Annotated in this window: 27 protein-coding genes; 12 read left to right on the forward strand and 15 right to left on the reverse strand. The window is 63.5% G+C overall.

All coding sequences use genetic code 11. The features are described from left to right. Positions 1 to 74 precede the first annotated feature (74 nt). Positions 75 to 974, reverse strand: coding sequence for a mycothiol synthase (gene mshD / locus AC1DVN_RS01135; RefSeq protein WP_029256122.1), 900 nt, complete (start codon positions 972 to 974; stop codon positions 75 to 77). Between the two features lies 1 nt (position 975). Then, positions 976 to 1,728, reverse strand: coding sequence for a winged helix-turn-helix transcriptional regulator (locus AC1DVN_RS01140; protein WP_003939728.1), 753 nt, complete (start codon positions 1,726 to 1,728; stop codon positions 976 to 978). 141 nt (positions 1,729 to 1,869) lie between these two features. On the opposite strand from AC1DVN_RS01140, the gene AC1DVN_RS01145 reads away from it, so the two are divergent. The 8 genes from AC1DVN_RS01145 to AC1DVN_RS01180 all read left to right on the forward strand — a co-directional run bounded on the left by AC1DVN_RS01145 (position 1,870) and on the right by AC1DVN_RS01180 (position 7,061). Then, on the forward strand, positions 1,870 to 2,649 hold the full coding sequence (locus AC1DVN_RS01145; protein ID WP_003939847.1) for an LmeA family phospholipid-binding protein: 780 nt from the start codon (positions 1,870 to 1,872) through the stop codon (positions 2,647 to 2,649). After that, on the forward strand, positions 2,646 to 3,122 hold the full coding sequence (locus AC1DVN_RS01150; protein WP_269576959.1) for a thioredoxin family protein: 477 nt from the start codon (positions 2,646 to 2,648) through the stop codon (positions 3,120 to 3,122). The genes AC1DVN_RS01145 and AC1DVN_RS01150 overlap by 4 nt, the downstream gene beginning before the upstream one ends. 10 nt (positions 3,123 to 3,132) lie before the next feature. Then, a complete protein-coding gene (locus AC1DVN_RS01155) occupies positions 3,133 to 3,219 on the forward strand; it encodes a putative leader peptide (protein WP_350318872.1) in 87 nt (28 codons plus the stop codon). A 130-nt stretch (positions 3,220 to 3,349) separates the two neighbouring features. After that, positions 3,350 to 3,820 carry a DUF4395 domain-containing protein gene (locus AC1DVN_RS01160; RefSeq protein WP_477993182.1) on the forward strand — a complete coding sequence of 157 codons (471 nt, stop codon included), beginning with the start codon at positions 3,350 to 3,352 and terminating at the stop codon, positions 3,818 to 3,820. 74 nt (positions 3,821 to 3,894) lie between these two features. Continuing rightward, positions 3,895 to 4,728: a sulfurtransferase gene (locus tag AC1DVN_RS01165; RefSeq protein ID WP_020908929.1), complete on the forward strand. Its 834-nt coding sequence runs from the start codon at positions 3,895 to 3,897 to the stop codon at positions 4,726 to 4,728. A gap of 2 nt (positions 4,729 to 4,730) precedes the next feature. Beyond that, a complete protein-coding gene (locus tag AC1DVN_RS01170) occupies positions 4,731 to 5,036 on the forward strand; it encodes a DUF1416 domain-containing protein (RefSeq protein WP_003939797.1) in 306 nt (101 codons plus the stop codon). A 234-nt stretch (positions 5,037 to 5,270) separates the two neighbouring features. Next, positions 5,271 to 5,876 (forward strand): heme-binding beta-barrel domain-containing protein, encoded by a 606-nt coding sequence (locus tag AC1DVN_RS01175; RefSeq protein ID WP_170320401.1) that lies wholly within the window; start codon positions 5,271 to 5,273, stop codon positions 5,874 to 5,876. Between the two features lie 144 nt (positions 5,877 to 6,020). After that, positions 6,021 to 7,061 (forward strand): hypothetical protein, encoded by a 1,041-nt coding sequence (locus tag AC1DVN_RS01180; RefSeq protein WP_477993184.1) that lies wholly within the window; start codon positions 6,021 to 6,023, stop codon positions 7,059 to 7,061. A 233-nt stretch (positions 7,062 to 7,294) separates the two neighbouring features. On the opposite strand, the gene cydC is transcribed toward AC1DVN_RS01180, so the two are convergent. The 5 genes from cydC to AC1DVN_RS01205 all read right to left on the reverse strand — a co-directional run bounded on the left by cydC (position 7,295) and on the right by AC1DVN_RS01205 (position 14,290). Then, on the reverse strand, positions 7,295 to 8,983 hold the full coding sequence (gene cydC / locus AC1DVN_RS01185; protein WP_019745093.1) for a thiol reductant ABC exporter subunit CydC: 1,689 nt from the start codon (positions 8,981 to 8,983) through the stop codon (positions 7,295 to 7,297). Continuing rightward, positions 8,973 to 10,661: a thiol reductant ABC exporter subunit CydD gene (gene cydD / locus AC1DVN_RS01190; protein WP_477993186.1), complete on the reverse strand. Its 1,689-nt coding sequence runs from the start codon at positions 10,659 to 10,661 to the stop codon at positions 8,973 to 8,975. Before cydD ends, cydC begins: the two co-directional genes overlap by 11 nt. 58 nt (positions 10,662 to 10,719) lie before the next feature. Then, a complete protein-coding gene (cydB, locus tag AC1DVN_RS01195; RefSeq protein WP_019745095.1) occupies positions 10,720 to 11,763 on the reverse strand; it encodes a cytochrome d ubiquinol oxidase subunit II in 1,044 nt (347 codons plus the stop codon). Between the two features lie 9 nt (positions 11,764 to 11,772). Next, positions 11,773 to 13,272 (reverse strand): cytochrome ubiquinol oxidase subunit I, encoded by a 1,500-nt coding sequence (locus tag AC1DVN_RS01200; RefSeq protein ID WP_020970618.1) that lies wholly within the window; start codon positions 13,270 to 13,272, stop codon positions 11,773 to 11,775. Positions 13,273 to 13,426: 154 nt separating this feature from the next. Continuing rightward, positions 13,427 to 14,290, reverse strand: a complete 864-nt coding sequence (locus AC1DVN_RS01205; protein ID WP_019745097.1) for an aminodeoxychorismate lyase — start codon at positions 14,288 to 14,290, stop codon at positions 13,427 to 13,429. Between the two features lie 79 nt (positions 14,291 to 14,369). On the opposite strand from AC1DVN_RS01205, the gene ygfZ reads away from it, so the two are divergent. The 4 genes from ygfZ (at position 14,370) to AC1DVN_RS01225 (ending at position 17,512) form a co-directional block, all read left to right on the forward strand. Continuing rightward, positions 14,370 to 15,491, forward strand: a complete 1,122-nt coding sequence (gene ygfZ / locus AC1DVN_RS01210; protein ID WP_477993189.1) for a CAF17-like 4Fe-4S cluster assembly/insertion protein YgfZ — start codon at positions 14,370 to 14,372, stop codon at positions 15,489 to 15,491. Beyond that, the gene (locus AC1DVN_RS01215; protein WP_019745099.1) at positions 15,488 to 16,156 is read left to right on the forward strand and encodes an MOSC domain-containing protein; all 669 of its coding nucleotides are present in this window, start codon (positions 15,488 to 15,490) and stop codon (positions 16,154 to 16,156) included. The genes ygfZ and AC1DVN_RS01215 overlap by 4 nt, the downstream gene beginning before the upstream one ends. After that, positions 16,153 to 17,106, forward strand: a complete 954-nt coding sequence (locus AC1DVN_RS01220; protein ID WP_003940365.1) for an asparaginase — start codon at positions 16,153 to 16,155, stop codon at positions 17,104 to 17,106. Before AC1DVN_RS01215 ends, AC1DVN_RS01220 begins: the two co-directional genes overlap by 4 nt. 202 nt (positions 17,107 to 17,308) lie before the next feature. Beyond that, on the forward strand, positions 17,309 to 17,512 hold the full coding sequence (locus AC1DVN_RS01225) for a DUF3073 domain-containing protein (protein WP_003940337.1): 204 nt from the start codon (positions 17,309 to 17,311) through the stop codon (positions 17,510 to 17,512). Positions 17,513 to 17,662: 150 nt separating this feature from the next. Here the strand turns inward: AC1DVN_RS01225 and purM are convergent, their stop codons facing one another. The 8 genes from purM to AC1DVN_RS01265 all read right to left on the reverse strand — a co-directional run bounded on the left by purM (position 17,663) and on the right by AC1DVN_RS01265 (position 25,683). Then, positions 17,663 to 18,742, reverse strand: a complete 1,080-nt coding sequence (gene purM, locus AC1DVN_RS01230; protein ID WP_003940225.1) for a phosphoribosylformylglycinamidine cyclo-ligase — start codon at positions 18,740 to 18,742, stop codon at positions 17,663 to 17,665. A 207-nt stretch (positions 18,743 to 18,949) separates the two neighbouring features. Beyond that, positions 18,950 to 19,696, reverse strand: coding sequence for an AIM24 family protein (locus AC1DVN_RS01235; RefSeq protein WP_019745100.1), 747 nt, complete (start codon positions 19,694 to 19,696; stop codon positions 18,950 to 18,952). Positions 19,697 to 19,709: 13 nt separating this feature from the next. Further along, complete coding sequence (locus AC1DVN_RS01240; RefSeq protein ID WP_003939918.1) at positions 19,710 to 20,387, reverse strand: AIM24 family protein; 678 nt, start codon at positions 20,385 to 20,387, stop codon at positions 19,710 to 19,712. 3 nt (positions 20,388 to 20,390) lie between these two features. After that, entirely contained in the window at positions 20,391 to 20,999 is a 609-nt protein-coding gene (locus tag AC1DVN_RS01245) for an AIM24 family protein (RefSeq protein WP_020970622.1), read from the reverse strand. Positions 21,000 to 21,152: 153 nt separating this feature from the next. After that, entirely contained in the window at positions 21,153 to 22,730 is a 1,578-nt protein-coding gene (gene purF, locus AC1DVN_RS01250) for an amidophosphoribosyltransferase (protein ID WP_003940541.1), read from the reverse strand. A gap of 126 nt (positions 22,731 to 22,856) precedes the next feature. Beyond that, a complete protein-coding gene (locus AC1DVN_RS01255; protein WP_003939745.1) occupies positions 22,857 to 23,246 on the reverse strand; it encodes a sterol carrier family protein in 390 nt (129 codons plus the stop codon). Then, entirely contained in the window at positions 23,246 to 23,902 is a 657-nt protein-coding gene (locus AC1DVN_RS01260) for a CPBP family intramembrane glutamic endopeptidase (RefSeq protein WP_019745102.1), read from the reverse strand. Before AC1DVN_RS01260 ends, AC1DVN_RS01255 begins: the two co-directional genes overlap by 1 nt. After that, positions 23,899 to 25,683 carry an alpha/beta hydrolase gene (locus AC1DVN_RS01265; RefSeq protein ID WP_020908936.1) on the reverse strand — a complete coding sequence of 595 codons (1,785 nt, stop codon included), beginning with the start codon at positions 25,681 to 25,683 and terminating at the stop codon, positions 23,899 to 23,901. The genes AC1DVN_RS01260 and AC1DVN_RS01265 overlap by 4 nt, the downstream gene beginning before the upstream one ends. Positions 25,684 to 25,685: the final 2 nt, after the last annotated feature.

Consider the following 25,685-nt stretch of genomic DNA (forward strand, 5'->3'; position numbering starts at 1 on the left):
CGGTGTCCGGTTGGACCACACATGGTTAACAGAGAATGAACAGACTGGACATTTCTGCGTGTTCGACTGTGACGTCAGAGCGCGCGAGCGTAAGCCATGTCCACGTGGAACCGATCGAAGCCGAGTCGCTCGTACGTGTGGAGGGCGGCAGTGTTGTCACCTTCGACGTACAGAAGGACCGTTCCGAGGCCGCGATCGCGCAGGTAATGCATGCCTGCGAGAGTCAGCACTCGGCCGAGACCACGTCCCTGCGCCGCGGGATCGATACCCACGACGTACACCTCCCCCAGCTCGGGATCGTCACCTTCGGGTGCGTGCACCTTGGTCCAGTGAAAGCCGAGAAGAGTATCGGGATCGGTGTCCGCGAACGCCATGAACAGACCGGCAGGGTCGAACCAACCTTCGGCCGTTCTCTCGTCGATCTCCGCCTGGGTCCAGCCACCCTGCTCGGGATGCCAGGAGAAGGCCGCGTTGTTGACGCGAAGGATCTCGGAATCGTCTTCGGGCCCACGGTACGTCCGCATCGTTATACCTTCGGGCACAACGATTTCCGGAAGCTGCGGAGCATCGAGCGGTCGACGCAGCTGGAGGAGTTCACGAACGCTGACCAGATCGAGGCTCTTGGCGAATTCCACTGCGGCGTCGACGTTTCCGTGCGCCCAGACTCGCGTGCCCGGCCGACCTTCGTCGAATACCGCTGCGGCAAGCCTGGTTCCGATACCACGGCGCCGCGCCTGCGGGTCGACCACCAACTCGGCCATGTCGGGATGCTCGTCCGAACCGGCTTGCAGCTGTGCATAACCGACGACCGTATCGCCGTCGAGTTCGAGAAAGTGTCGTGCTGCGCCGCGTCCGGCAACGGCATGGCGCCCCTGTTCCGACACGGGTGCCTTGCCGTCGAACTCGGTCGCGCGATCGAGAAGCGCGGAAACCTGCTCGGCGGATCCGGCCGGCAGTGAATCTGTCCAACCCACGTCAGACCACCGATCCGTCGGCCGCGTCGTAGTCGACGTCTTCGTCGTCCTCGAACTGAACGGGAGCAGCTGCGCCGCCCTTGGCCCTCGTCGGACGCACTGCCTTGTATCCGACATTTCGGACTGTACCGATCAAGGACTCGTATTCGGTGCCGAGTTTCGCCCGCAGACGACGCACGTGGACGTCGACCGTCCTGGTGCCGCCGAAGAAGTCGTAGCCCCACACTTCCTGCAACAGCTGTGCCCGGGTGAATACCCGACCGGCATGCTGCGCGAGGTACTTGAGCAGCTCGAATTCCTTGTAAGTCAAATCAAGGGGCCGTCCACGCAGTCGTGCCGTGTACGTCCCCTCGTCGATAACCAGTTCGCCCAGCGTGATCTTTCCCGACGCTTCCGGACTGGCAACACCGCCGCTGCGGGCGACCAACAACCGCAATCGGGCGTCCACCTCAGCCGGACCGGTACCGGGAAGCAGGATGTCGTCCAACCCCCAGTCGGCGTTGACGGCAACGAGTCCGCCTTCGGTGAGGACGGCGACCACAGGTACTGCGGATCCTGTGCTTCCGAGCAATCGACACAACCCGCGTGCGGCAGCTAGATCAGTGCGCGCATCCACCAATGCCACGTCCGCGGAACTTGCCTCGAGTAGCGAGGAAACCTCTGTGGGGGCAGGCCGAACCGAGTGCGCCAGCAACGCCAACGCCGGTAGTACAGCTTCCGGGTTGGGGTCGGAGGTGAGGAGGAGCAGTTCCACACGGCCTCCTATCTAGTAGCCCGCGCAACCCGTGAGGGCAACGCTCGAGTAGTTCGACGCTTTTGGTCGGTCCCTACATTAGCGTGCCTGGTACCGGGGCCGTCGCATCGAACCCCGACCGGAGTCCGTCACAATGGTGCGGTGCGCAAACTGATCATCGGCATCGTCTTTCTCCTCGGCCTCGGACTGGTGGCCGATTTCGGCGCTGCCGCGTACGCCGAGTACCGGGTTTCCCGCGAGCTCCGAACCGGCGCATCACTCGAGTCGGATCCGGAGGTCACCTTCAACGGGTTCCCCTTCCTCACCCAAGCACTCGGCGGGAAATACAAGGACGTCTACGTCAGAGCTACCGGCGTCCAGAGCGACGTGGTCGGCGAAGTGACCGTCGAAGCCGACCTGCGCGGGGTCACCGTTCCCTTCTCCGACATCGTGAACGGCAATGTCACCCAGCTCCCCGTCGACAAACTCGACGGCCGGATGGGAATCAACGCCACCGACCTCGGAAAGCTGCTCAACATCCCTGACCTGCAGGTATCTTCGCCGCCGGCCAACAAGTCGGATGGCACCGGGGGCAGCGGTGGAACGGGGGCGAGCACCGCGGGGGCCGTCGTGCTGACCGGAACGGTTGCCGTTGGTCCGGTCGAGACTGCAGTGAGCGTCCAGGCCAACCTGGTTCTGGAAGGTGGGCAGGTCAAGATCGTCGCCAGCAACCTGTACTTCGGTCCGGAGGGCAAAGCCGATTTCTCGATCCCCGCAGCACTCGAACCCGTGGTCCTCGGATTGTTCAGCTACACGATCGATCCGCAGGCACTCCCCTACGGAATTCAGCCGAGCCTGGTCTACGCGGAAGGCGGAAGAATCGTGATCGAAGGCAGCGCCGAAAACACGACGATCGATCTCGCAGAGCTGCAGAACCGATGACCGGGATCACAATTCTGCTGGTCGCGCTTGTCGCCGTCGTCGCGGTCGGGTTCTTTCTCAAGTCACGCAACGGGAAGGTCCGAGTCACCACGCCTGCCGCAGCCGGCGCCGCTGACAGTCGCCTCGAACTGCTGAGTTCTGCCGGAGTGTCTTCGCCGAACGGCGGGCCCGTCGTACTGCATTTCTCCGCCGACTGGTGCGGACCGTGCGCGGCAGTACGCCGCGTCGTCGGCCAGGTTGTGGCTTCGATGGCGGACGCTCCCCGTCCGCCGGTGGAGATCGAGCTCGACATCGACAAAGAACCGGCCCTGGCACGCGAAATGAGCGTCCTGTCGCTGCCCACCACGTTCATCCTCGACGGTGGCCTGGAGGAACAGTTCCGAGTGTCCGGAGTTCCGTCCGCAGCCGATCTGAAAGCTGCGCTCGTACCACTATCCGGACCCCACGAGCCAAAATCCGAGAATTCGGGGTAAACTCGCCGACGTGCAAACCCGCCACGAGCTGATGCTCACCCGACGCCGCGCAGTAGACCTGTGCCGCCTCGGGGGCTGTTGCTGTACCTGTTGCTGATCACCACATCCGTCAGATCTCTCTGACCTTCGAGCTTTCGCTCACGTGATCAATCCACCGAGTGGGACTTTTGCGTCCCCTTTTCTCGGTCCAGGCAAGCACCATGCAATCCAGCGCAGGAGCACTCCCGATGTCCACAACCACAGCCCAGCTCGAGCAAGTCGACGTCCGCGGACCTCGGTTCGCCGCGTGGGTCACCACCGGCGTTCTCGTTCTCACGCTCATCCTCTCGACCTTCTCTCTGCCCGCCGCCACCGTCGTTCTCGCATTGCAGGCGATCGTCTTCGCAGTCGGAGCGGTACTCGGCCCCAAGCGCAGCCCGTACGGCCAGATCTTCGGCAAGCTCGTCGCCCCGCGACTCTCGCCGGTCAGCGAATGCGAACCCGTGGCGCCGTTGCGCTTCGCTCAGTTCGTCGGCTTCGTCTTCGCGTTGGCAGGCACGGTCGGTTTCCTGGCCGGGTCGACGATCGTCGGCACCGTTGCCACCGGCTTCGCCCTGTTCGCGGCCCTGCTCAACGCCGCGTTCGGCATCTGCCTCGGCTGCCAGATCTACCCACTCGTCGCCAGGCTGCGAAATACCGGCCGCGCGACCACCGCGTGAAAACGCTTGCCACACAACCCCGCTGAACCCCTGCTAGATATCGACCGATGCAAGACCACATCGAAAGGAACACCATGGCTCGCTCCGACGTCCTAGTCTCCGCTGACTGGGCTGAGCAGAACCTCAACACCCCCAAGACCGTTTTTGTCGAGGTGGACGAGGACACCAGCGCATACGACGGCGGCCACATCGAGGGTGCAGTCAAGCTCGACTGGCGCAAGGACCTCCAGGACGGCGTCCGACGCGACTTCCTGAACCAGGAGCAGTTCTCGGACCTGCTCTCCGCCAAGGGCATTGCGAACGACGACACCGTCGTTCTCTACGGTGGCAACAACAACTGGTTCGCTGCTTACGCGTACTGGTACTTCAAGCTGTACGGCCACCAGGACATCAAGCTGATCGACGGCGGCCGCAAGAAGTGGGAACTCGACGGACGCCCGCTCTCCAAGGACGCAGTCAACCGCGAAGCCACGCAGTACAAGGCCGAGACCCCCGACTTCTCGATCCGCGCATTCCGCGACGAGGTCATCGACGCCATCGGCAGCAAGAACCTCGTCGACGTTCGCAGCCCTGACGAGTTCTCCGGCAAGATCCTCGCTCCCGCCCACCTTCCGCAGGAGCAGGCGCAGCAGCGTGGCCACGTCCCCGGAGCCATCAACATTCCGTGGAGCACCACCGCCAACGAGGACGGCACCTTCAAGTCGGACGACGACCTCACCAAGCTGTACGCGGAGAAGGGCTTCGACGACACCAAGGAAACGATCGCCTACTGCCGCATCGGCGAGCGCTCGAGCCACACCTGGTTCGTACTGCAGGAGATCCTCGGCAAGAACAACGTCAAGAACTACGACGGCAGCTGGGTCGAATACGGCTCACTCGTCGGCGCACCGATCGAATTGGGAGCCTGATCATGTGTGGAGCACCTACCCAGGGGCAGACCCTGCCTGCCGGCGTCGACGTCGAGAAGGAAACGGTCATCACCGGCCGCGTTCTCGCCGCTGACGGCCAGCCCATCGGCGGCGCATTCGTGCGTCTGCTCGACGGCTCCGGAGAGTTCACGGCCGAGGTCGTGGCATCGGGAACCGGCGATTTCCGCTTCTTCGCCGCTCCGGGCGAGTGGACCGTGCGTGCACTGTCCAGCTCGGGCAACGGCACATCCACCGTCGCTCCCGAGGGCTCGGGCGTGCACAACGTGGACGTGACCGTCAGCAAGTAATTCCTGCTTTTCCAGGCGGCCCCGCACCCCTTCGGTGCGGGGCGTGGTCATTTTCTTCGAGGTACTCCTCGCACTCGCATCCGTCATGATCGCTTGGTTCTCCGTGTACGTCGTGTACCGCTTGGTCACCGACGAGTCGTGAGTCAGGCTCCGGATTCAGGGTCCGACGCGACCGCTGACGATTCCGCCGCTGCAGGTGCCGTAAGGCGCGGCAGCGGGGACGAAGCTGTCGCCATCGCCGTCGAGCGCTCCAAGTCGACGGCGTCGCTCAACATTCCGACCCTGCCGGACCTTCCGTTGCCAGAGGACACCGCAAACCTGCGCCTCGGCCCGGACATCAATCCCGAACTCCTCGCACTGCTCCCCCTCGTCGGCGTCTGGCGCGGCGAAGGCGAAGGGCACGACGAGACCGGTGACTACGCCTTCGGTCAGCAGATCGTCATCTCTCACGACGGCGGCCCCTACCTCAATTGGGAGTCCAGATCTTGGCGTCTCGACGCCGAGGGCAAGTACGTGAGCCCTGATCTGCGCGAGAGCGGGTACTGGCGCATGGGCGGCGACGGCATCCCGGGCAGCGTCAACCAGGAAGTCGTCGAACTCCTGCTCAGCCACAGCTCCGGCGTCGTCGAAATGTACTACGGCCGTGCGCTCACCCAGGCGTCGTGGGAACTTGCCACCGACGTGGTGATCCGCAGCCAGTCCGGTGCACTGTACGGCGGCGCGAAGCGCCTCTACGGCATCGTCGAAGGCGGCGACCTCGCGTACGTCGAAGAGCGGATCATGTCTGACGGTGGCCTGGAACCGCGCCTCTCGGCGCGGCTGACCCGCTACATCGGCTAGTTCTGCTGTGCGCCTTTATTAACCCCCGGCGGTTAATAAAGGCGCACAGCAGATCCATCCACAGGCACCGACAAATTCCACAGACGGGCTCTGGAGCGGCAGTTTCGACCGATTCCTGTCGGATCGCGATCTCACGGTATTCGCATGAACTGCGACTACATCGATCCTGATCTCCGAAGACTCTTCGACTTCCAGCACGGGCTCGCGACCAATAAACAGCTGCGCCCTTTCGGCTATTCACCGCGGCGCATCCAACATCTGGTCGAATCGGGTCAATGGACTTCCGTCCTCCACGGCGTTCTATCCAGCACCAACGGCCCACTCAACCGAGCAATGATTCTCGAGGCCGCCCTTCTGTTCGGCGGCGGAGAGACCTACCTGAGTCACCGGACTGCTGCTGAAGAGTGGGGGCTCACGCACATCGAGTCCGAACTGCCGGTCCACATCACTGTCCGATACGGCAGATCTTCACGCTGTCAGAGTCCGACGGTCAGACCCGAACGCTCCCCGGCGCGCCCCGTTCCGTTGGGGTGGTCCACTGCCCATCCCGGAGTGATCGTTCATCGTTCACGCGCTCAGGCCCACATCGGCGTTGCCACGCAGCCTGCTCGTACTTCGCTGGCCGACACCGCAATTGACCTGGCAGTTGCAGAGCCGTCGGCTCGCGACGCCGCTCGTTCTCTGGTCCGATCCGCCACGGCGTGCAAGGTGTCCCGGGTGGAACTACGCACCCGAATGGAGTGCCGCCGGCCGAGGCGATATGTCAAAGCGCTGTCCTCGACATTGGACCTCTTGGATCGCGGCGTCCAGTCGGTACTCGAACATCGCTACGCAATCGAAGTCGAGCGAGCACACGGTTTGCCGGAAGCACGACGGCAATCGCCGGTCATCGTCGACGGGAGAACTCTCTACGAGGACGTCGACTACCGCAATTGCGGTGTCGCACTGATCGTTCGACTCGACGGTTTTGCCTTCCACTCTTCTCGGGTGACTGCACTGCGGGATCGGCGGCGAGGTAACGCATCCGAACTGTCAGGCAACGCCACACTGATCTTCGGTTGGGAGGAGGTGGAGGGGGCCTCGTGCCGGACTGCAGCCGAGGTCAGAGCGATCCTCGAGCGCGGCGGATGGTGGGGGCCTAATCCTTGTCCACGCTGTGCGCCTTTATTAAMCGCCSGGGGTTAATAAAGGCGCACAGCACGAAGCGACCCCCGAGCCACACCCACGCTTTCGCGCGGATCCCGGTCGGACTGATCGGGGGCTCGGGGGTCGGGTGGCTGCCTGGGATTCGCCGGCCGCTCACGCGGTAAGTGAATTCCATCAGCGATTGCGGCTAGCTGGCAGCCACCTCACGCGTCCGTCTGTACTTCAATTTCAGACCACCTCCTTCCTTGTGTAAAGGAGAAAGTACGCCCACTTCACGACGACGGCAACGTATTTTCCACAGAAACTTTTCCGACGCATATCACCTGGTCAGCTGCTGCGCCGTCCGGAAGTTGGTGGGTGACGACAACAACGGTTCGCGAAGAATCGACCAGCGTTGCGTCGCGACTGAGCAACTCGCGGAGCAACTGAGCGCCTGCCTCCGCGTCCATGTGCTCGGTCGGCTCGTCGAGCAGCAGCACCTCCGCAGGCGAGACGATCGCGCGTGCCAACAGCAACCGACGACGCTCACCGCCCGAAACCGCTCGCATACCGCCGACCAGGTAGGTATCGAGCCCTTCCGGCAGTTCCGACAACCAGTCGCCGAGACCAACTGCGGCAAGTGCCTTCTCCGCGTCCTCGGCGGTGAGGTCACCCCGCGCAACGCGCAGGTTCTCGAGTACCGACGTCTCGAAGAGGTGTGCGTCTTCGGCGAAGTACCCCACGTGCGTGCGCAGGTCGGCCGGATCGATATCCGAAATATCCACTGCGCCAACGCGAACTGTTCCCGCGACGGGCGGCAGCAACCCCGCCATCGTCATCAGTGCGGTGGTCTTTCCGGATCCACTCTCCCCGACGACGGCAACGCGGGCACCGCGAGGAAGATCCACGGAGAGCGGTTCGGTCACCTTTCCCCCGGGCCAACCCGCCTGCAATGCATGCACGCTGAGAATCCCGTTCTCCGGCCACGCACGATTTCCTTCGACGTGTTCCGCGTCGGCTCGATCGAGTACCGCCATGATGCGAGCCGACGCCAGCCGCGCCTTGGTCAATGCAACTGCCGCGCTGGGCAGTATCGCGGTTCCCTCGAAAGCCGACAGCGGAAGCAGTACAAGGATTCCCATGGACATCGGTGACATGTCGGTGGTTCCGTACAGCGTAATTCCGATCAGCAGGGCACCGAGGACGCTCACGCCGATTGCCAGGGGCGTCGCAGCGGCGGCAAAGGCACTCGGTACCGCCGCGCGATCGGTCGCGTCGACCACCTCGTTCTCGGCGGACACAGCCTCGCTCACCGCCTGATCCAAGCGACCTGATACTCGAAGCTCAGCGGAATGGTCGAGCGCGGTAACCGCCGACTCACTGAATCGCGCTGCGGCAGCTGAACTGTCGGCCTCCGCAAGTCGAGCAGCTCGCGCCGACAGCCAGGGCGCCGCAATCCCGGACACCGCTAGCGCAACAGCCAGAATGAGTGCGGCCGGAACCGAGATGAACAACAGGATTCCCACCGCGGCGAAGGCGAGGACAACCGAAACAGCAATCGGGATCAGCGCTTTGACGACGACGTCGCCCAGCGCGTCCACGTCGGAGCCCGTACGGGAGAGCAGGTCACCGCGTCGTAGTCCGGCGGCGGCCGCGGGATCTCCCGCTGCCAACTGCTGGTAGATCCTCGACCGCGCTGCGGTGGTGCCGCGCAATGCGACGTCGTGCGTCGTCAATCGTTCGAGATAGCGGAAGACACCACGTGAGATTCCCAAGGCGCGTACGGCAACCACCGCGACGCTGAGATCGAGAACGGGAGGCATCTCCCATGCGCGCGTGATCAACCATGCGGACAGCGCGGCCAAGGCGAGTGCGCTACCGAGTGTTGCCACACCGGCGGCCACCGCAGTCAGTACGCGTCGTGGTCGAAGTTCCAGTAGCCGAAGAGCACGCAGAAGCGGATCGTGAGCGTCACTTCTCATGAGCGCGCACCTCGACGATCCGGTCAGCTGCGGCGAGCACACTCGGACGGTGGCCGATCACGACAACTGTGTCGCCGCGCTCCGCCCGTGCTCTCAGAGAAGCCAACACTGTCCCTTCAGAATCGGAATCGAGGTGAGCGGTGGGTTCGTCCAGGACAAGAACTGCGCGGTCGGAGGCGAGCACGCGTGTCAGCGCCAGTCGTTGTCGCTGCCCCAGCGACAAACCTGTGCCGCCGACGCCGATAACGGTCTCGACACCCGCAGGCAGCTCGGCCAATACCGCGTCGAATCCCGTCGCAGCAGCGGCGCGAGCCAATGCTTGCGCATCGACGACCCCGGTGAGATCGAGATTTTCACGAACGGTGCCGGGTAGGAGGACCGGATGCTGGGGAAGCCATGCCAACTGACTCCACCACGCGTACTCGTCCAGGTCTCGGACATCGACGCCGGCGACCGTCACGCGGCCACTGCTCGGTTCGATCAGCCCGAGTAGCGCGTGCACTGCCGTCGACTTGCCGCAGCCGTTGGGACCGGTGAGCACGGTGATCGCCCCTGGCAACGCCACGGCGGAAAGTTGAGACGGTGCGACTCCCCCACGAGAGGTCACGCCGAGTCCGTCGAAGACGATGTCGGCGCCGCAAGCGACCACCGTCGTGCTACCACCCTCCGGTGCCGCAGAATCCGCCTCGATCACCTCGAATGCCTTGTCGGCTGCTGCCATTCCGTCCTCGGCGGCGTGGAACTGGGTTCCCACCATCCGAAGTGGCAGATACACCTCGGGCGCGAGGATCAACGCGACTATCCCCGGCTCGAGTGACATGTCCCCGTACACGAGTCGCAAGCCGATGCTCACGGCCACCAATGCGACGCAGAGTGTTGCGAGCAGTTCAAGCACCATCGAGGACAGGAACGCTACGCGCAGAGCAGACATGGTCGTCCGTCGATGGGCGTCACCGAGTTCACGGACACGCTCGGCAGGGCCTTGCTGACGACCGAGCGCTCGCAGCGTCGGCAGTCCGGCAAGTAGATCGAGCAGCTGCGAAGACAGCGTGGTCATCGCTGCCAACGTCTTCTCCGACTTACCCTTCGTCAGCAAGCCGATGAGAATCATGAAGATCGGGATCAGCGGCAGCGTCACGAAAATGATGACCGCGGACGTCATGTCCTGCACCGCAATGACTATCAGGGTGATAGGCGTCAGTGTCACCGACAGGACCAGAGCCGGAAGGTATCCCGTCAGGTACGGACCGAGGCCGTCGACACCGCGGGTGACCACGGTCGCGATCTCGTCACGCCGAGGATCCAGATCGCGCGGACTCATCGCCGTCGCCGACGTCAGCACGCCGTTCTTGATCTCGGCAACGACGCGAGTCGACGTCCGGTGCGCATACCTCGTCTGCAACCAGGTCCCCAGAACCCTGACTGCCACAGCTGCGGCCAGAACAACCAATTCGGTTGTCCACGAAAAAACATTCACAGTTCGAGTGGTGATCACTCCGGCCAGCACTCGGCCGATCATGAGCGCCGCGACGATGACCATCACGACGTTCACCATCGACAGAGCGACCGTCAGGATCAGATAGCCGCGCGCAGAGGCGGAATGGCGCCACAGTCGCGGGTCGATCGGCCCCCGGCGACGCTCCCGAGTGGTGGGAGCGTCGCCTACTTCGATAGTCACGTGAATTCGACCGTCAGTTCTTTCGTGTTTCGAATCTTTTGTGATTGCGGGTTTGCCACTACCACGTCTTCTCCTTGAATCGCAGACCGATCGACGCCGGAATCTGCTTGGAGGAGATGCGCTGTCGGAACACCCAGTACGTCCAACCCTGGTAGATGATCACCACCGGCGTCATGAATGCCGCGGCCCACGTCATCACCTTGAGCGTGTACGGACTCGACGACGCGTTCTCGATGGTCAGGCTGTACGCCGGATCGAGCGTCGATGGCATGACGTTCGGGAACAGCGAGGCGAACAGCAGCACGACGGTGGCGATGACGGCCACACAGGTGAGAACGAAGGCCCAGCCTTCACGCTCGGCCCGCGTCAGGAAGACGACGCCGATCAGTGCAGCAGCAGCTGCGGCTACCAGAATCCACGTCCATCCCTTGCCGTAGGCGAGCTGCGTCCACAGGACGAATCCGCCGGCGACGGGAATAGCCGGAATTGCGAGTCGTGCAGCAATTTTCACTGCGTCTTCACGAACCTCGTCGGCACTCTTGAGTGCCAGGAACACAGCGCCGTGGAGAGCGAACACCAGCGCGGTGGTCAGACCGCCGAGCAGTGCGTACGGGTTGAGCAGATCGAAGAATCCCGACTCGACCTGCTTGTCGGCGTTGATCGCCACGCCCCGAACGATGTTCGCGAAAGCCACGCCCCAGAGAATTGCCGGGACCCAGGAGCCGAAGATGATGCCCCAGTCGCAGCGCTGACGCCATTTGTCGTCGTCGATCTTGCTTCGCCATTCGATGGCACAGATTCGAACGATCAAGGCCACCAGGATGATCAGCAGCGGCAGATAGAACCCGGAGAACAATGTCGCGTACCACTCCGGGAATGCCGCGAACATCGCGCCACCGGCGGTGATCAGCCACACCTCGTTGCCGTCCCACACCGGGCCGATCGTGTTGAGCGCCACCCGTCGACGCGTATCTGCCGGGAGGTCACTGCCTCTGCCGACGATCGGCATGAGCATTCCGACACCGAAGTCGAACCCTTCGAGGACGAAGTAACCGATGAAGAGCACTGCGACGAGCACGAACCATACTTCTTGAAGTCCCATGATCGCCTCCTAGTACGCGAACGACAGTTGTTTGGGCTTGTCCGGATCTTCCGGCTCGTCATGATCCGTATCGCCCGGCGGATGCATGTCGTGCTCCAACGGACCTTCCTTCGCGTACCGCACGATCAGCTTGAACCAGACCACACCCAGCGCTCCGTAAAGGAGGGTGAAGGTGATCAGCGAAGCCCAGACGGTAGCCGACGCGTGGTCCGAAACACCTTGGTCGACAGTCAGTCTGATCATGTCGACGCCGGTTGGATTGGGATGCACCACCCACGGCTGACGGCCCATCTCGGTGAAGATCCAGCCCGCGCTGTTCGCCATGAACGGAGTGGGAATCGCGACGAGACTGAGGATTCCGAACCACTTCTGGTCCGGGACCCGCCCCTTACGTGTGACCCACAGTCCCGCGAGAGCCAGTGCTGCCGAACCGGCGGCGAGGCCGATCATGGCGCGGAAAGACCAGTACGTGACAAAGAGATTCGGTCGGTAGTTGCCCGGTCCGAAGTCCTGCTCCGCCTGCTCCTGCAGTTGGTTCACGCCTTGCAGTTCGACGCCGGTGAACTTGCCCTCGGCCAACCACGGTAGAACGAACGGCACCTTCAGAACGTGCGTCACGCTGTCACAGTTGTTGTGTGTACCGATGGTAAGAATCGAGAAATCCGGATCCATCTCGGTGTCGCACAGCGACTCTGCCGACGCCATCTTCATCGGCTGCTGCTGGAACATGAGCTTGCCTTGAACGTCACCGGTGTAGATGATGCCGATTCCGGCCACGATCATGACAAGCAAGGCGAATCGTGTTGCCGGGCGGTACATCGTTCGTGCGTCGGTTTCGAGACGCTCGGCTTCGGCGGCCTCAGCCTGCTTGGCGCGGCGCATGTTCCGCACCATCCACCAACCACTGATGCCGGCAACAAACGTCGCCGCCGTCAGGAAGGCGCCGGCAACCGCGTGAGGGAAGGCAGCAAGAGCGGTGTTGTTGGTCAACAACTCCCAGATGCTGGTGAGTTCGGCACGACCCGTTTCAGGGTTGTACGTCGCACCGACCGGATGCTGCATGAACGAGTTGGCCGCGATGATGAAGAACGCCGACGCGTTGACGCCGATCGCCACGAGCCAAATGCACGCCAGGTGTACAAGTTTGGGAAGCCTGCCCCAACCGAAGATCCACAGTCCGATGAAGACGGACTCCATGAAGAAGGCGACCAGGCCTTCCAACGCGAGTGGAGCTCCGAAGACGTCACCGACGAATCGCGAGTACTCGCTCCAGTTCATGCCGAACTGGAACTCCTGCACGATGCCGGTGGCTACACCGAGTGCGAAGTTGATGAGAAAGAGCTTGCCGAAAAACTTGGTGAGCCGATACCAGTGGTCCTTTTTGGTGACCACCCACATCGTCTGCATGATCGCGATCATCGGTGCAAGTCCGATGGTCAGCGGAACAAGGATGAAGTGGTAGACGGTAGTGATACCGAACTGCCACCTGGAGACGTCCAAAGTATCCATTGGCTACTCCGAGAGTAGGGCCCTGGGACAGGCTTCGGGGTTCGAGACGCGGGCAGTCGCTCGGCCCCTGCGGACACGGTACTGCTGTCCGGTTTGGACCGCAGGACTTTGCTACTACCAAATGTAGTAGAGACCTGTCGCGATTCCTATTCGCCTATCGCCCTGCTGAATCCGAATCAATTGCACGTTCAACCAATTCCGCGAATTCCTCGGAGACCTTCGGCTCTGGCAATGCGAGCCCGTCGAGTGTATGGACGCGCGCGGCCAGCGTGACGCTCGAAACCATCCACACTCCGTCGGCCGCAATCAAATCCGCAGGTCGGAGGGTTTCGTATCGGCAATCGAAGCGAGCACTGCCGGCAACGTCGAAGAGGGCACGCTGCGTCGTACCCATCAAAATGCCCTGTGCGGGAGGCGGTGTGATCAAAGTCCTGTCCCGAACGATCACCACCGTCGAGCGTGGCCCCTCCAACACATTGCCCTCGGAACTGACGAAGATCACATCGTCGGCACCCAAATTCGCCGCATATCGGAGCGCTGCCATGTTGGTTGCGTAGGACAACGTCTTCGCGCCCAGTAGCTGCCAGGGTGCCCGGGCAGAGAGATCGACCGAGAAACCTCGCTCGAGAGTCATCACCGACAGCCCCGATTCGCGGACCTGTCTGACCCGATCGGCCACCGGACCGACCATCACGAAGGCTGTCGGCTTGTCGCCGCTCTCCCTGCCGCGAGTCAGAACGAGACGAAGAGCGCCTTCCTTCTCGGTCCCCCACTCCTCGGCTGCCATCTCGATCGCCAGACGCCAGTCATCGAGAACGGGGGCGGGCAGACCCAGTGCCCGCGCGCTCAGAACCAGTCGACTCAGATGTCCCTCGACCACCCGCGCCCTACCGTCGCGTACCAACAGCGTCTCGAAGACTCCGTCGCCGCGCACCACCGCCAGGTCGTCGGCGTGCAGAAACGGTGCGTCAGCATCGAGCACCTCATGGTCGAGAGTCACCAATACGCGATCAGGCATGCCATCAACCCTAACGATCCGCCAAGCCGCCGGGGCCGCCCTGTAACCGCGATCCCGCCCACACTCCTAGACTGGTCTTGTGGTCGACAACGCTCTTGTGCCCAACAGCCCACTTCTGACTTCCCCCGGCGCGGTCACCGCACCGGACGGTTCGGCCGACATCGGTGTCGCATGGCACTACGGCGATCCTCTCGGCGAACAGCGAACCGCGCAGCGCGCAGCAGTGGTGGTCGACCGCAGTCACAGATTCGTGATCGCCATTCCCGGCGACGAACGCCTCACGTGGCTGCACACGATTTCGAGCCAGCACATCGCCGCGCTCCCCGACGGCAAGAGTGCCGAGAACCTGAGCCTGGATGTCAACGGACGCGTCGAGCACCACTTCGTGCAGACGGACCTGGCCGGTGTCACCTGGATCGACACCGAAGCCGATCGCGGACCCGACCTCCTCTCCTTCTTGAAGAAGATGGTGTTCTGGTCCAAAGCCGAGCCTCGGGACGGCAACGAACTCGCGGTATTGAGCCTGGTCGGTCCCGAATCCCCGGCTGTCCTCTCCGCGATCGGCGTGCAGACACCAGCCGATGCCTACGACGCTCTCGCGCTGGCCGACGGCGGGTTCGTCCGCCGCATGCCGTGGCCCACCGAGGACTCTTTCGATCTGCTCGTCCCACGGGAGCAACTGGCGGTGTGGTGGACCAAGCTGACCGATGCCGGTGCCAAGCCCGCCGGAAGTTGGGCCTTCGAGGCGCTCCGCGTCGAAGCGAGGAGGCCTCGCCTCGGACTGGACACCGACGAGCGGACGATCCCGCACGAGGTCCACTGGATCGGCGGGCCGGCCGAACACGGCGCCGTCCACCTCGACAAGGGCTGCTACCGCGGTCAGGAAACCGTCGCCCGGGTTCACAATCTCGGCAAGCCCCCGCGCCATCTCGTCATGTTGCACCTCGACGGCAGCGCCGAAGCGGTCCCGGAACCGGGTGACCCGATCACGGCGGGCGGACGAGCAGTCGGACGTGTCGGGACCGTCGTCAATCATCACGAACTCGGCCCCATCGCGCTCGCTCTGATCAAGCGCAACATTCCGGTCGACACCGAACTGATGGCCGGCCCCAGCGCTGCGTCCATCGATCCGGATTCGATCGTCGCGGACGACGCACCCCAGGCCGGACGTGAGGCTGTCAACCGATTGCGCGGAAAGTGACGGGCATGGTCGACGCGGTCTGCGTCGTCCACACCGAACGTGACAGTGGCGTCAGGCGAGTCCCCCGGACCGCGATCGACAAGCGTCCCGTCGACGGCCGCGTAGCGGTCGGCCGACTCGGCCTGGGTGGCGACTACGTCTGCGACACCGAGTTCCACGGCGGCGCCTTCCAAGCTGTCTACGCGTATCAGCGCGACGAAGCGCAGCGATGGTCGGACGAGTTGGGCCGACCGCTCGCCCCGGGGTGGTTCGGCGAGAACCTCCACATCAGCGGAATGCTGGTCACGGACGCCGTGATCGGCGAGCGTTGGCACATCACCGGAGCCGAGGCGTCCGACGTGTTAGAACTCGAAGTAACCGCTCCCCGCGTCCCGTGCGGCACGTTCGGCATCTGGGCCGCGGAAAAGGGCTGGGTCAAAAGATTCACCGAGCGGACCGACGTCGGCGCCTACCTTCGCGTCAACCGGACCGGCACGATCGCTGCCGGCGACTCGGTCACCCGAGTCCACGTACCGGATCACGGCGTGACTGTTCGAGAAGTCTTTGCCGGAACCGACCCCGAGAGACTCCGACGGCTCCTCGCAGAACACACCGATCTTGCACCGAACGTCGCCGCGCGCGTCCAGAGGTTCATCGAACAAGCAGAAGCGCAGGTGCACTCGTGAGTATCGAATTGGTGGAAGTGGTCCGCTCCGGATTCCGCGAATGCGTGCATCGCGGATCAGCCGTCATTCTCGGCGCCGACGGCGAGGTCGTTGTCGGACTCGGGGAGATTCACACACCCATCTACCCGCGCTCGGCGAACAAGCCGCTGCAAGCCGTCGCTGCGCTTCGTAACGGCTTTGCACCCACCAGTCCGGAAGAGTTGGCCGTCGCGTCGTCCTCACATGCGGGCGAGGCCGATCACATCGAACTGGTCGCCGCGCTTCTCGCTCGCTACCAACTCGGTGTCGACCAGTTGCAGTGCCCCTCCGATCTGCCGGGCAACGAACTGGCCCGAGCCGAACTGATCGCAGCGGGCGAACTTCCCAGTCCGATCTACATGACCTGCTCGGGCAAGCACTCCGCGATGCTCGCGACGTGCGTCGTGAACGACTGGCCGCTCGAGACGTACATGGAGCCGACCCATCCCCTCCAACTCGCGATCCAGGAGACGATCTTCGATCTCAGCGGCGAGGAAGAGCAGGAACTCGGCATCGACGGTTGTGGTCTCCCGATCGTCCCGCTTTCGCTCACGAACCTGGCTCGGGCATTCGGACGCCTGCCCTCGGCTGAGCCGGACTCCCCTGAACGGGCTGTGGCCGACGCGGTCCGCGAAAACCCCTTCCTCGTCTCGGGCACGGGCCGCAACGATCAGCGCCTGATGTCCGCCGTGCCGGGTCTGTTCTCCAAGACCGGATACGACGGCATCTACGCCGGAGCGCTTCCAGACGGTTCCGCTTTCGCCCTCAAGATCGACGACGGCCACGAGCGGGCGCTCCTGCCATTGGCGGCAGCTCTGCTCAAGCGTATGAACACCGAGTGGACCGAGGAATTGGCGGCTCTCGCATCCGCTCCGGTCTTCGGCGGGGACGCCCGAGTGGGGACGATTCGCGCAATTCCCGGAAACTTCTGAGCAGTTCTCACAAAGTTCTGACGAGTTCTTTCAGCATCCTGGCAGCTCGCGGCCATAGTGAGAGCAATCAGACACGGCGGTGAGGCGTTCGTGGAAGCGGAAGCGACTTTTCCACGCTAGAGTGTGTGTCAGGAAACTTACACACTCAAACGGGGCCGCCAAATTCCCCAGGCCGCCCCGCGAAAGCGCGAGGGGGTCAGCCATGGGCCGCGGCCGGGCTAAGGCAAAGCAGACCAAGGTTGCACGCGAATTGAAGTACAGCGTACCGACCACGGATTTCGACAGCCTGCAAAGAGAGCTCGCAGGTGGATCGACCAACTCGCATCGGAGCAGTGTCCGATCGGACCAGACTTCCGATAGGGAAGGGCATGCGCGAGAGGACGACTACGACGACTGGCGGCGTTGACCGCGCACTGCCACCGCGCAGACTGTGAAATGAGGAAGAGCTGATCGCTCTTCCTCATTTTTGCGTTCCATTTTCTGCCTCGCGCCTGCTTGTACGGACACACAAAACTGCCCCACCGGATCTCTCCGATGGGGCAGCTGACGTTGCGGTCTAGAAGCGCGGGTGGTCTCCGGCCAGGAACGCACGCTCTGCAGCGGCGTCCGACGCCTTCTTGACGCTACCGAGCGTCCAGCAGTCGATGTGGCGTGCAGTCAGGACGGCAAGTGCGCGGTCGACGTCCTCGGGCGCCACGACGGCAACCATGCCGACACCCATGTTGAAGGTCTGCTCCATCTCGGCGCGCTCGACGCGTCCGCGCTGCGCGATCATCGCGAACACCGGAGCGGGGCTCCAGGTTCCGCGATCTAGTTCGGCGACCAAGCCCTTGGGCATGACGCGCGCGAGGTTGTTGGCAAGGCCGCCACCGGTGACGTGGCAGAACGTGCGCACGTCGGTCTCGGCAGCGAGTGCCAGGCAGTCCTTGGCGTAGATCTTGGTGGGCTCGAGCAGTTCTTCACCGAGGGTGCGGCCGAACTCGTCGACGTGTGCGCTCAGGTTCATGCGGTCGATCTCGAGCAGGACCTTGCGGGCCAGTGAGTAACCGTTGGAGTGCAGTCCCGACGAACCCATGGCGATGACGACGTCGCCGGGGCGAACGCGGTCCGGTCCGAGCAGCTTCTCGGCCTCCACGACACCGACGCCGGTGGCGGAGAGGTCGTAGTCACCGTCGGCCATGATGCCGGGGTGCTCGGCGGTCTCGCCACCGAGGAGAGCGCAACCGGCCTGGATGCAGCCCTCGGCGATGCCGCTGACCAATTCCGCGACACGTTCGGGGATGACTCGGCCGACAGCGATGTAGTCCTGAAGGAACAGCGGCTCGGCGCCACAGACGACGAGGTCGTCGACAACCATGGCGACGAGGTCGAGTCCGACCGTGTCGTGCTTGTCCATCGCCTGCGCGACAGCGAGCTTGGTTCCGACGCCATCGGTCGATGCGGCGAGCAGCGGCTCCTTGTAGTCACCCTTGAGGGAGAACAAGCCGGCGAAACCACCGAGGCCACCCATGACCTCGGGGCGGCTGGCCTTCTTGGCCAGAGGGGCGAAGAGTTCCACCGCCCGGTCGCCTGCGGCGATATCGACTCCTGCTGCCGCGTAGGAGGCGCCTGCGGTGCGGTGACTGTCCTCGGTCATCGGGTTACTACTCCAGCCTTGTATTTCTCGCGAGCACGTATTGCTCGTGCACAGGTAAGTGGTCTTGCAATGTGAAGTGTTTGCAATCCTCGTGACGCGAGATGGATCGTTCGACTCGAGACCCAGAGCGCGCACACAAATACCGACGATTACGCCCATACGCTACCGGACCGGCCCCCTCGGTGAGACCTCGCGTACCCCGAGACGTCAGTTCTGCAGCCGCGCACCGATCGAGGAGTGCAGCGCTCGCAGACTGTTCTGCCCGAGTGCAACGGTCTCGGATTCAATGTGTTTGAGGAGGTGCCCGTCGTGGACGACCTTCTCGCTCGACTGGATCAGCACCGTGCCGGCTCCGGTGAAATCGAACTGGCGTTCTTCACCGGTATTCGCGCCGAACATGCTTCCCCGAACCGCTCCCAGGAAGCTCTGCATCCAGTCCGCATCGAAGTGATGGGACGGCGACGGGCAGTCGGCCCAACCCACCAACGCCTGCGGGTCGATGCGCAGCGGCGGCTCCGCGAACATGACCGGGCCGTTGGACGACGCCAGGAACTTGCCTGTTCCCAGCAGCGTCAAAAAGCCTGGGACGATGGACTGTTTGAGGTCCAGGCTCGTCTCGAAGGCGAGGAGATTGGCCGCGCGAATCGTGAGGTTGCCGTCGTCGAGGTCGTAGGAATTGATGTTGAATCCGCGGTCGCCGAGGATCAACTTGCCCTGCCCCTGGGCGAGCACCCAGTCGTCCGCGTAGAGCGGCGAAGAGAACCTGGCCGCGACGATCGCCGTCATGCTCGTGCGCCCGAGCGGCTCGAAGTTGATGTTTCCGTAGTACGCGATCATCGCGCCCTTGGACGTGAACCACGGTTGTCCGGCCATCTCGACGCAGAAGGCGTAGTCGTTGCCCGGGACGTTGTCGTTGGCGGGCAGAGTTGCCGGATTGTGAATTTCGATACCCATGCTCGTTGCCCTCTCAGAACTTCTGCTCGGACGCCTGGACCCAGACGGTGCCGGCGCCGGTCATCTTCAGCTGGATGGACTCCCCCGAGCCCTTGCCGACGGCCTCGCGCCAGCCGACGTTCGCGGAGATGTCGACGTTGATCTGACCGATGTGGCACACGTATGCCTGCGGGTCGACGACGACCTGAGGATTGTTCGGACCGACCTGCAACGGAATCGCGCCCCCGTGCGAGAGAACCGCGACGCTTCCCTGTCCGTGCAACTGCGTCGTGAACAGTCCTTGACCGGTCATGGCTCCACGTACCGCTCCGCGCACACCGCCCTGCGACGTGAGAGCGACTATCGAACTCTGGAGGTAACCGTCGTGTGCGAGGAGTCGGTCGGCTTCGACCGTGAGCATCGACGAACCGTCGAGGTGGATGACCTCGACATACAAACCGGCGTGCCCGTAGAAGACCTCACCGTTTCCCTCGGCCGCCATCATGCGTGCATGCTCGCCGGACATCATGCGGCCGGCCATCCCGGCGATACCGCCCATGTTCGGCATGGCGCCTGGCCCACCGCCCATGCTGTGCGGGATGAAGCGGACGTCACCGGTGTAGTAGAGCATCGACCCGGTGCGGGCGAGCACGTTCTGGCCAGGCGCGAGGGTCGACTTGACGACCTTGCTGTTCACCAATTCCAACGGCATGGTTCAGCGCTCCTCGGGCTGGATGTAGACGACTCCGGATCCGTCGAATCGCAGCGAGAACGCTTCACCGCTGCCACCGCCGATCGCGGAGCGCCAGGTGACGTCGGTGACGAAGCTCTGGTTGAGCTGGCCACGGTGAGCGACGAATGCGTCGGGATCGGCAACCAGCGGATACTGCGGGCTGACTTCGAGCGCGATGATCGGTCCGCCCTTCGACAGCACGGCCACCAGACCGGTGCCGCTGACGACCGTCGTGAACAAGCCCTGTCCGGAACCTGCGCCGCGGAGGCCGGCAAATTTCACATCGGTTCGCAGCTGTCCGACCAGTGCGAGCAACTGTGAGGCTTCCACGTGCAGAGCGTCGTTGTCGAGTTCGATGATCGTGATGTCCTGGGCGTCGACCGCGAAGTAGACGGTGCCTTGTCCGCTGACTTCCATCAGGGACAGTGATTCACCTGCCGCCTTCTGTTTCAGCGCGGCACGTAACCCTCCGCCACCGCCCATACCGGCGTTCTTGAAGGTGATCGCACCCTCGTACGCCACCATCGAACCGTTGATCGCTTTGATGGTGTCCCCCACCAGGTCTGCGACCAGTACCCGGTGCCCATCCATTCTCAGTTGCGCCACGGAGGGCACTATGCCAGATGCTCACGACGTATGCCGTGTCGTCGAACGGAAAGTCGTGGAACAGAAAATCTGCCGCCCACATGTTGTGGACGGCAGATTCTCGGCTATCGATTTTCGGCGCTTAGCAGCTTTCGGTGTTCAGGGGCGGCTGAGCGCGCTCGCGTTGTCGTTGTCGCGAGTGGCCGTCGAACCTGCGGTGCTCTCGAGCATCCCCTCGAGGACGTTCTTGCCGATCGACGTTTCCTTGGGAAGCGCGATCGGGTAGGTCCCGTCGAAGCATGCGGCGCACAGACGGCTGGCCGGCTGCTCGGTCGCGGCGATCATGCCTTCGGTGGAGATGTATCCGAGCGTGTCCGCTCCGATGGAACGACGCACACCGTCGAGCATTTCCTCGAACGTCGCATCCTGTCCGCCTGCTCCGTTGGCGATCAATTCGGCCGGTGAGGCGAAGTCGATGCCGTAGAAGCAGGGCCACTTGACCGGCGGCGAGGCGATACGGACGTGAATTTCGAGGGCGCCGGCTTCGCGGAGCATCCGGATGAGCGCACGCTGAGTGTTACCGCGGACGATCGAATCGTCCACCACCACAAGCCGCTTGCCGCGGATGACTTCCTTGAGCGGGTTGAGCTTGAGCCTGATACCGAGCTGACGGATCGTCTGCGACGGCTGGATGAAGGTACGGCCGACGTAAGCGTTCTTCATCAAACCCTGGCCGTAAGGAATGCCCGAACCCTGGGCGTACCCGACGGCTGCGGGGGTGCCGGACTCGGGAACGGGGATGACCAGATCGCCTTCGGCGGGGTGCTCGCTGGCGAGCAGACGGCCGATCTCGACGCGGGTCGAGTGGACCGAACGGCCACCGATGACGCTGTCGGGACGCGCGAGGTAGACGTACTCGAAGACACAACCCTTGGGAGTCGGGTTCGCGAAACGCGAGGAGCGGACGCCGTCTGCGTCGATCGCGAGTAGCTCACCGGGTTCGATGTCGCGAACGAACGACGCGCCGACGATGTCGAGGGCTGCGGTCTCGCTGGCGACTACCCAACCGCGGTCGAGTCGACCGAGGCAGAGCGGGCGGATGCCGTGCGGATCGCGCGCTGCGTACAGCGTGTGCTCGTCCATGAAGGTGAGGCAGAACGCGCCCTCCAACGTGGGAAGCAATTCCATCGCGGCCTGTTCGATGGTGCTGTCGCCGGCAGCGTGTGCCAGGAGACCACCGATGAGGTCGGAGTCGGAAGTCGCGGCATTGGGGCGCTTGTCGTTGACCAGGCCGGCGGCACGGGTGCGGCTCGCGAGTTCAGCGGTGTTGACCAGGTTGCCGTTGTGGCCGAGCGCGATGCCGGTACCGGCAGTGGTCGTACGGAAGATGGGCTGCGCGTTCTCCCACGTCGTGGAACCGGTGGTGGAGTAACGGCAATGTCCGACGGCGACATGTCCTGGCATCGCTGCGAGAGTCTGCTCGTCGAATACCTGGCTGACCAGGCCGAGATCCTTGAACACCAACACCTGGGAGCCGTCGGCTACCGCAATGCCGGCAGCTTCTTGACCACGGTGCTGAAGTGCGTACAGGCCGTAATAAGTGAGCTTCGCCACATCCTCTCCCGGCGCCCAGACGCCGAATACACCGCATTCTTCGCGGGGCTCGTTCTCGTCCTCGTCGGACGGGTTCGAAGCGAGGAGATTTGGACTGTTGACCGACAGATCGGCACGAGTCACCGGGCGCTCCCTTTGTGGGCAGGGGTTGGGGGGCATCCACAGTCTACGGCCATTTTGGGACACACTTCCCCTGAGGGCAGCCTTGGGCCTCAGATTACGCCGAAGCGAACCGGATGGTCTCTGTCACTACGCCAACCGGAGCAGTGGGAGCCAGTGCGCAATTTCGGGGGCGCGGCTACCTGATGCGTCGACTCGTCCGTCACCTGCGGCCTCGGAGAACTCGAGCAATCCGGTGACCATCTGCAACCACGTGCGAGCGTCCGTCTCGACGACGTTGGGCGGGGTTCCGCGCGTATGACGTGGACCTTCGATGCATTGCACGGCGACAAACGGCGGCACCCGCACCTCGACGCTCGATCCGGGGGCGATCTGTTCGAGAGTGCGCGCACTCATCTTCACTGCGGCGCCGAGTTCGGCGCGAGAAGGCTTCGGAAGTTCCGGATCGCGAAGCCACGGGCCGACAGCCAGGACTGCGGCACGGAATTCGGCGGGGTCGACGGCGCGGCGGGGCGGCATCAGTTCACTCCTTGTCTTCGAGTAGCGATACGAACGGCAAGTGCGCCACCGGCATTGGTCGCGAGGTGCAGCAATGCCGGTGCGAGGACGCTGCCACCCCTGCGATGCAGCCACTCGAACAGCAGTGCCGACGCGCCGGTGAATGCCACTGCAGCGGGAACGTTGTCGCCGGCACCGCGGGCGGGGGCGACGTGCCACAACCCGAAAGTCAGTGCATGAACAGCCTGCGCGGTGGGACGGTTCAGCTCACGATTCCAGACTGCGGACATCGCGCTACGGAACAACAGTTCCTCGGAAAGCACCGTGCCGAAGGGGATGTGCAAGATGATCCATTCGAGGAAGTCCTCACGGCCGTCTGCTCGCTCGTCGGCAGCGAGTGTCGCACGCAAGGACGGGACAACCAGAGCGGCGCTGTATCCGGTGAGGACCGCCCCGGCCGCGGCTCCGCCGAACTGGGCACCACCACGAATTCCGGTGTGTGCCAATCCGAGTTCCTCGCGGGTGTAACCACGTGCGAGTAAGACTCCGATGGCCGACAGACCGGCCGCGGTGTTGACCACGGCGCGAGCGCGAGGCGAAAGACCGAATGCCGGAAGCACGACGTTGCTCCAGGTGATCGCGGCGGCGGAGAGCGCGATCGAGGCGACTCCCCTCACTTCTCGGGGCCCTCGGACTTCACGGCGACAACCAACGCCGACCGCACCCGCTCGGTTTCTGCGGCCGTCCATCCCTCGGGCTGGGCGACGCTGATCCAGGCGTCCAGAACGGAGGTTCCGTAATTGTGACCGTGACCGTCCGGAACTCCCGCGGCGTTACCGAGGTCTGCGGACACCTGCCAGAACGTCACGACCGGGAACCATTTCATCGACGGTGAGCGGTCGAATCCCGGTACTTCCTTGAGCCACTCGGGCCGGTTGAACATGAGGTCGGGTGACCACCACACCACCGGATCGGAAGGATGCTGGACAAACAGAACTCGCGGCTGCGGCCACGTCATACCGTCGGTCGGGATGTCTTCGGAGCGATCCGCGAACCGGACTCCGGCCAGACCGTCCGCGTACACGGGCGCCACTTCGGGAGTGCCGGGATCGCGCCTCTTCTCGATCGAACGCCACAACTGCGTCGCGTTCGGTGGACCTACCCACAGAATTCCGTCGGCGGTATCGCGCGCCGCTTGCAGTGTGTCGAATGCCCCCGCGCCGGCCATGACGCCGAGGCTCTCGCCGTAGACCATGAACTTCGGTCTGGTGGCTTCCGGTTCCTGAAGCCATCTTTCGTGTACCCGCTCGATCAACAGGCGACCGGCAGCTTGCGCCTTCTCCTGGTCTGCGAGGAACGAGATCCAACTCGGCAGGTACGAGTACTGGCTGGCGACAAGAGCGGTGTCGCCGCCGTGTACAAGCTCGATTGCCTGTGCCGCAGTGGGATTGACCCACCCCGTACCTGTCGTCGGAATGACCACAAGGACCTTACGTTGGAAGGCGCCGGTTCGCTCCAGTTCCTTGATGACCAGATCCATGCGCTCTTCGGGATCTTCGGCGCTTTCGAGTCCGGCATACACGCGAATCGGATCCATCGCAGGCTTACCGGTTGCCGCTTCGAGTTCCTGGGCGTCCAGTCCACGCGAGACGAAGTTTCGTCCCTCGAACCCCAATGTGTCCCAGGGAGCAGCAGATTCGGGGCTACCCGATTTCATCGGATCCTGCGGTTCGACGACGCCGTCGCGAGTGGTCGAGTTCTGCAGACTGAAGATCGAGTTGGTCGCGGCATAGATTCCGCGGACCAGAACGCCGTCGACCAACATGAAGAACAGGACGGTGACAACCAGGACGCCGACACCATTGGCCACAGACCGCGACCAGTGGAACCGCCGCATCAGCTGTCGGGCAATCAGTTTCACCAGATCGTGGAGGACCCGCCAGATCGAGATGAGCAGGCCGCCGATGAAGAGGCTCAATCCGAGGGTTCGGATGTAGCCGGAGGTGGTCGTGCCTTCGGCGTCGGTCAGCGCCGCAATTTCGCGTTGCCACCCGGCGGCGTAGACCAGCATGATGATCGCCGCGACGATGGATGCGACCGGTACGAAGACCTTGATCGCGGAAGGCACCGGCTCGGGCAGGGGCCACCACCGTCGACCGCTGAGCAGGTATCGCTCCACAGCCCAACCGATCGCGGTGCCGACGCCGTAGCCGATGGCCGAGTTGATGCCGCCGATCAGACCCTGGAAGAGCCAATCGCGCGGCAGCAACGACGGCGTCAGAGACCAGCAGAAGAAGAACGCGGCAAACGCGATGCCGGTGAAGTCGAGTTTGAGGAGCCCCCACGCCCACTCGGTGAAGCGGTTGTCGAACTTCTCGAGAGATGCGGGAACAGCCAGCCGCAGGTGGTGTTCCTGCGGCTGGCTGTCAGAAGAAGTCAGTTCTCCGGAATCGACCATCT

The sequence above is a fragment of the Rhodococcus sp. P4_E4 genome (assembly GCF_056401575.1).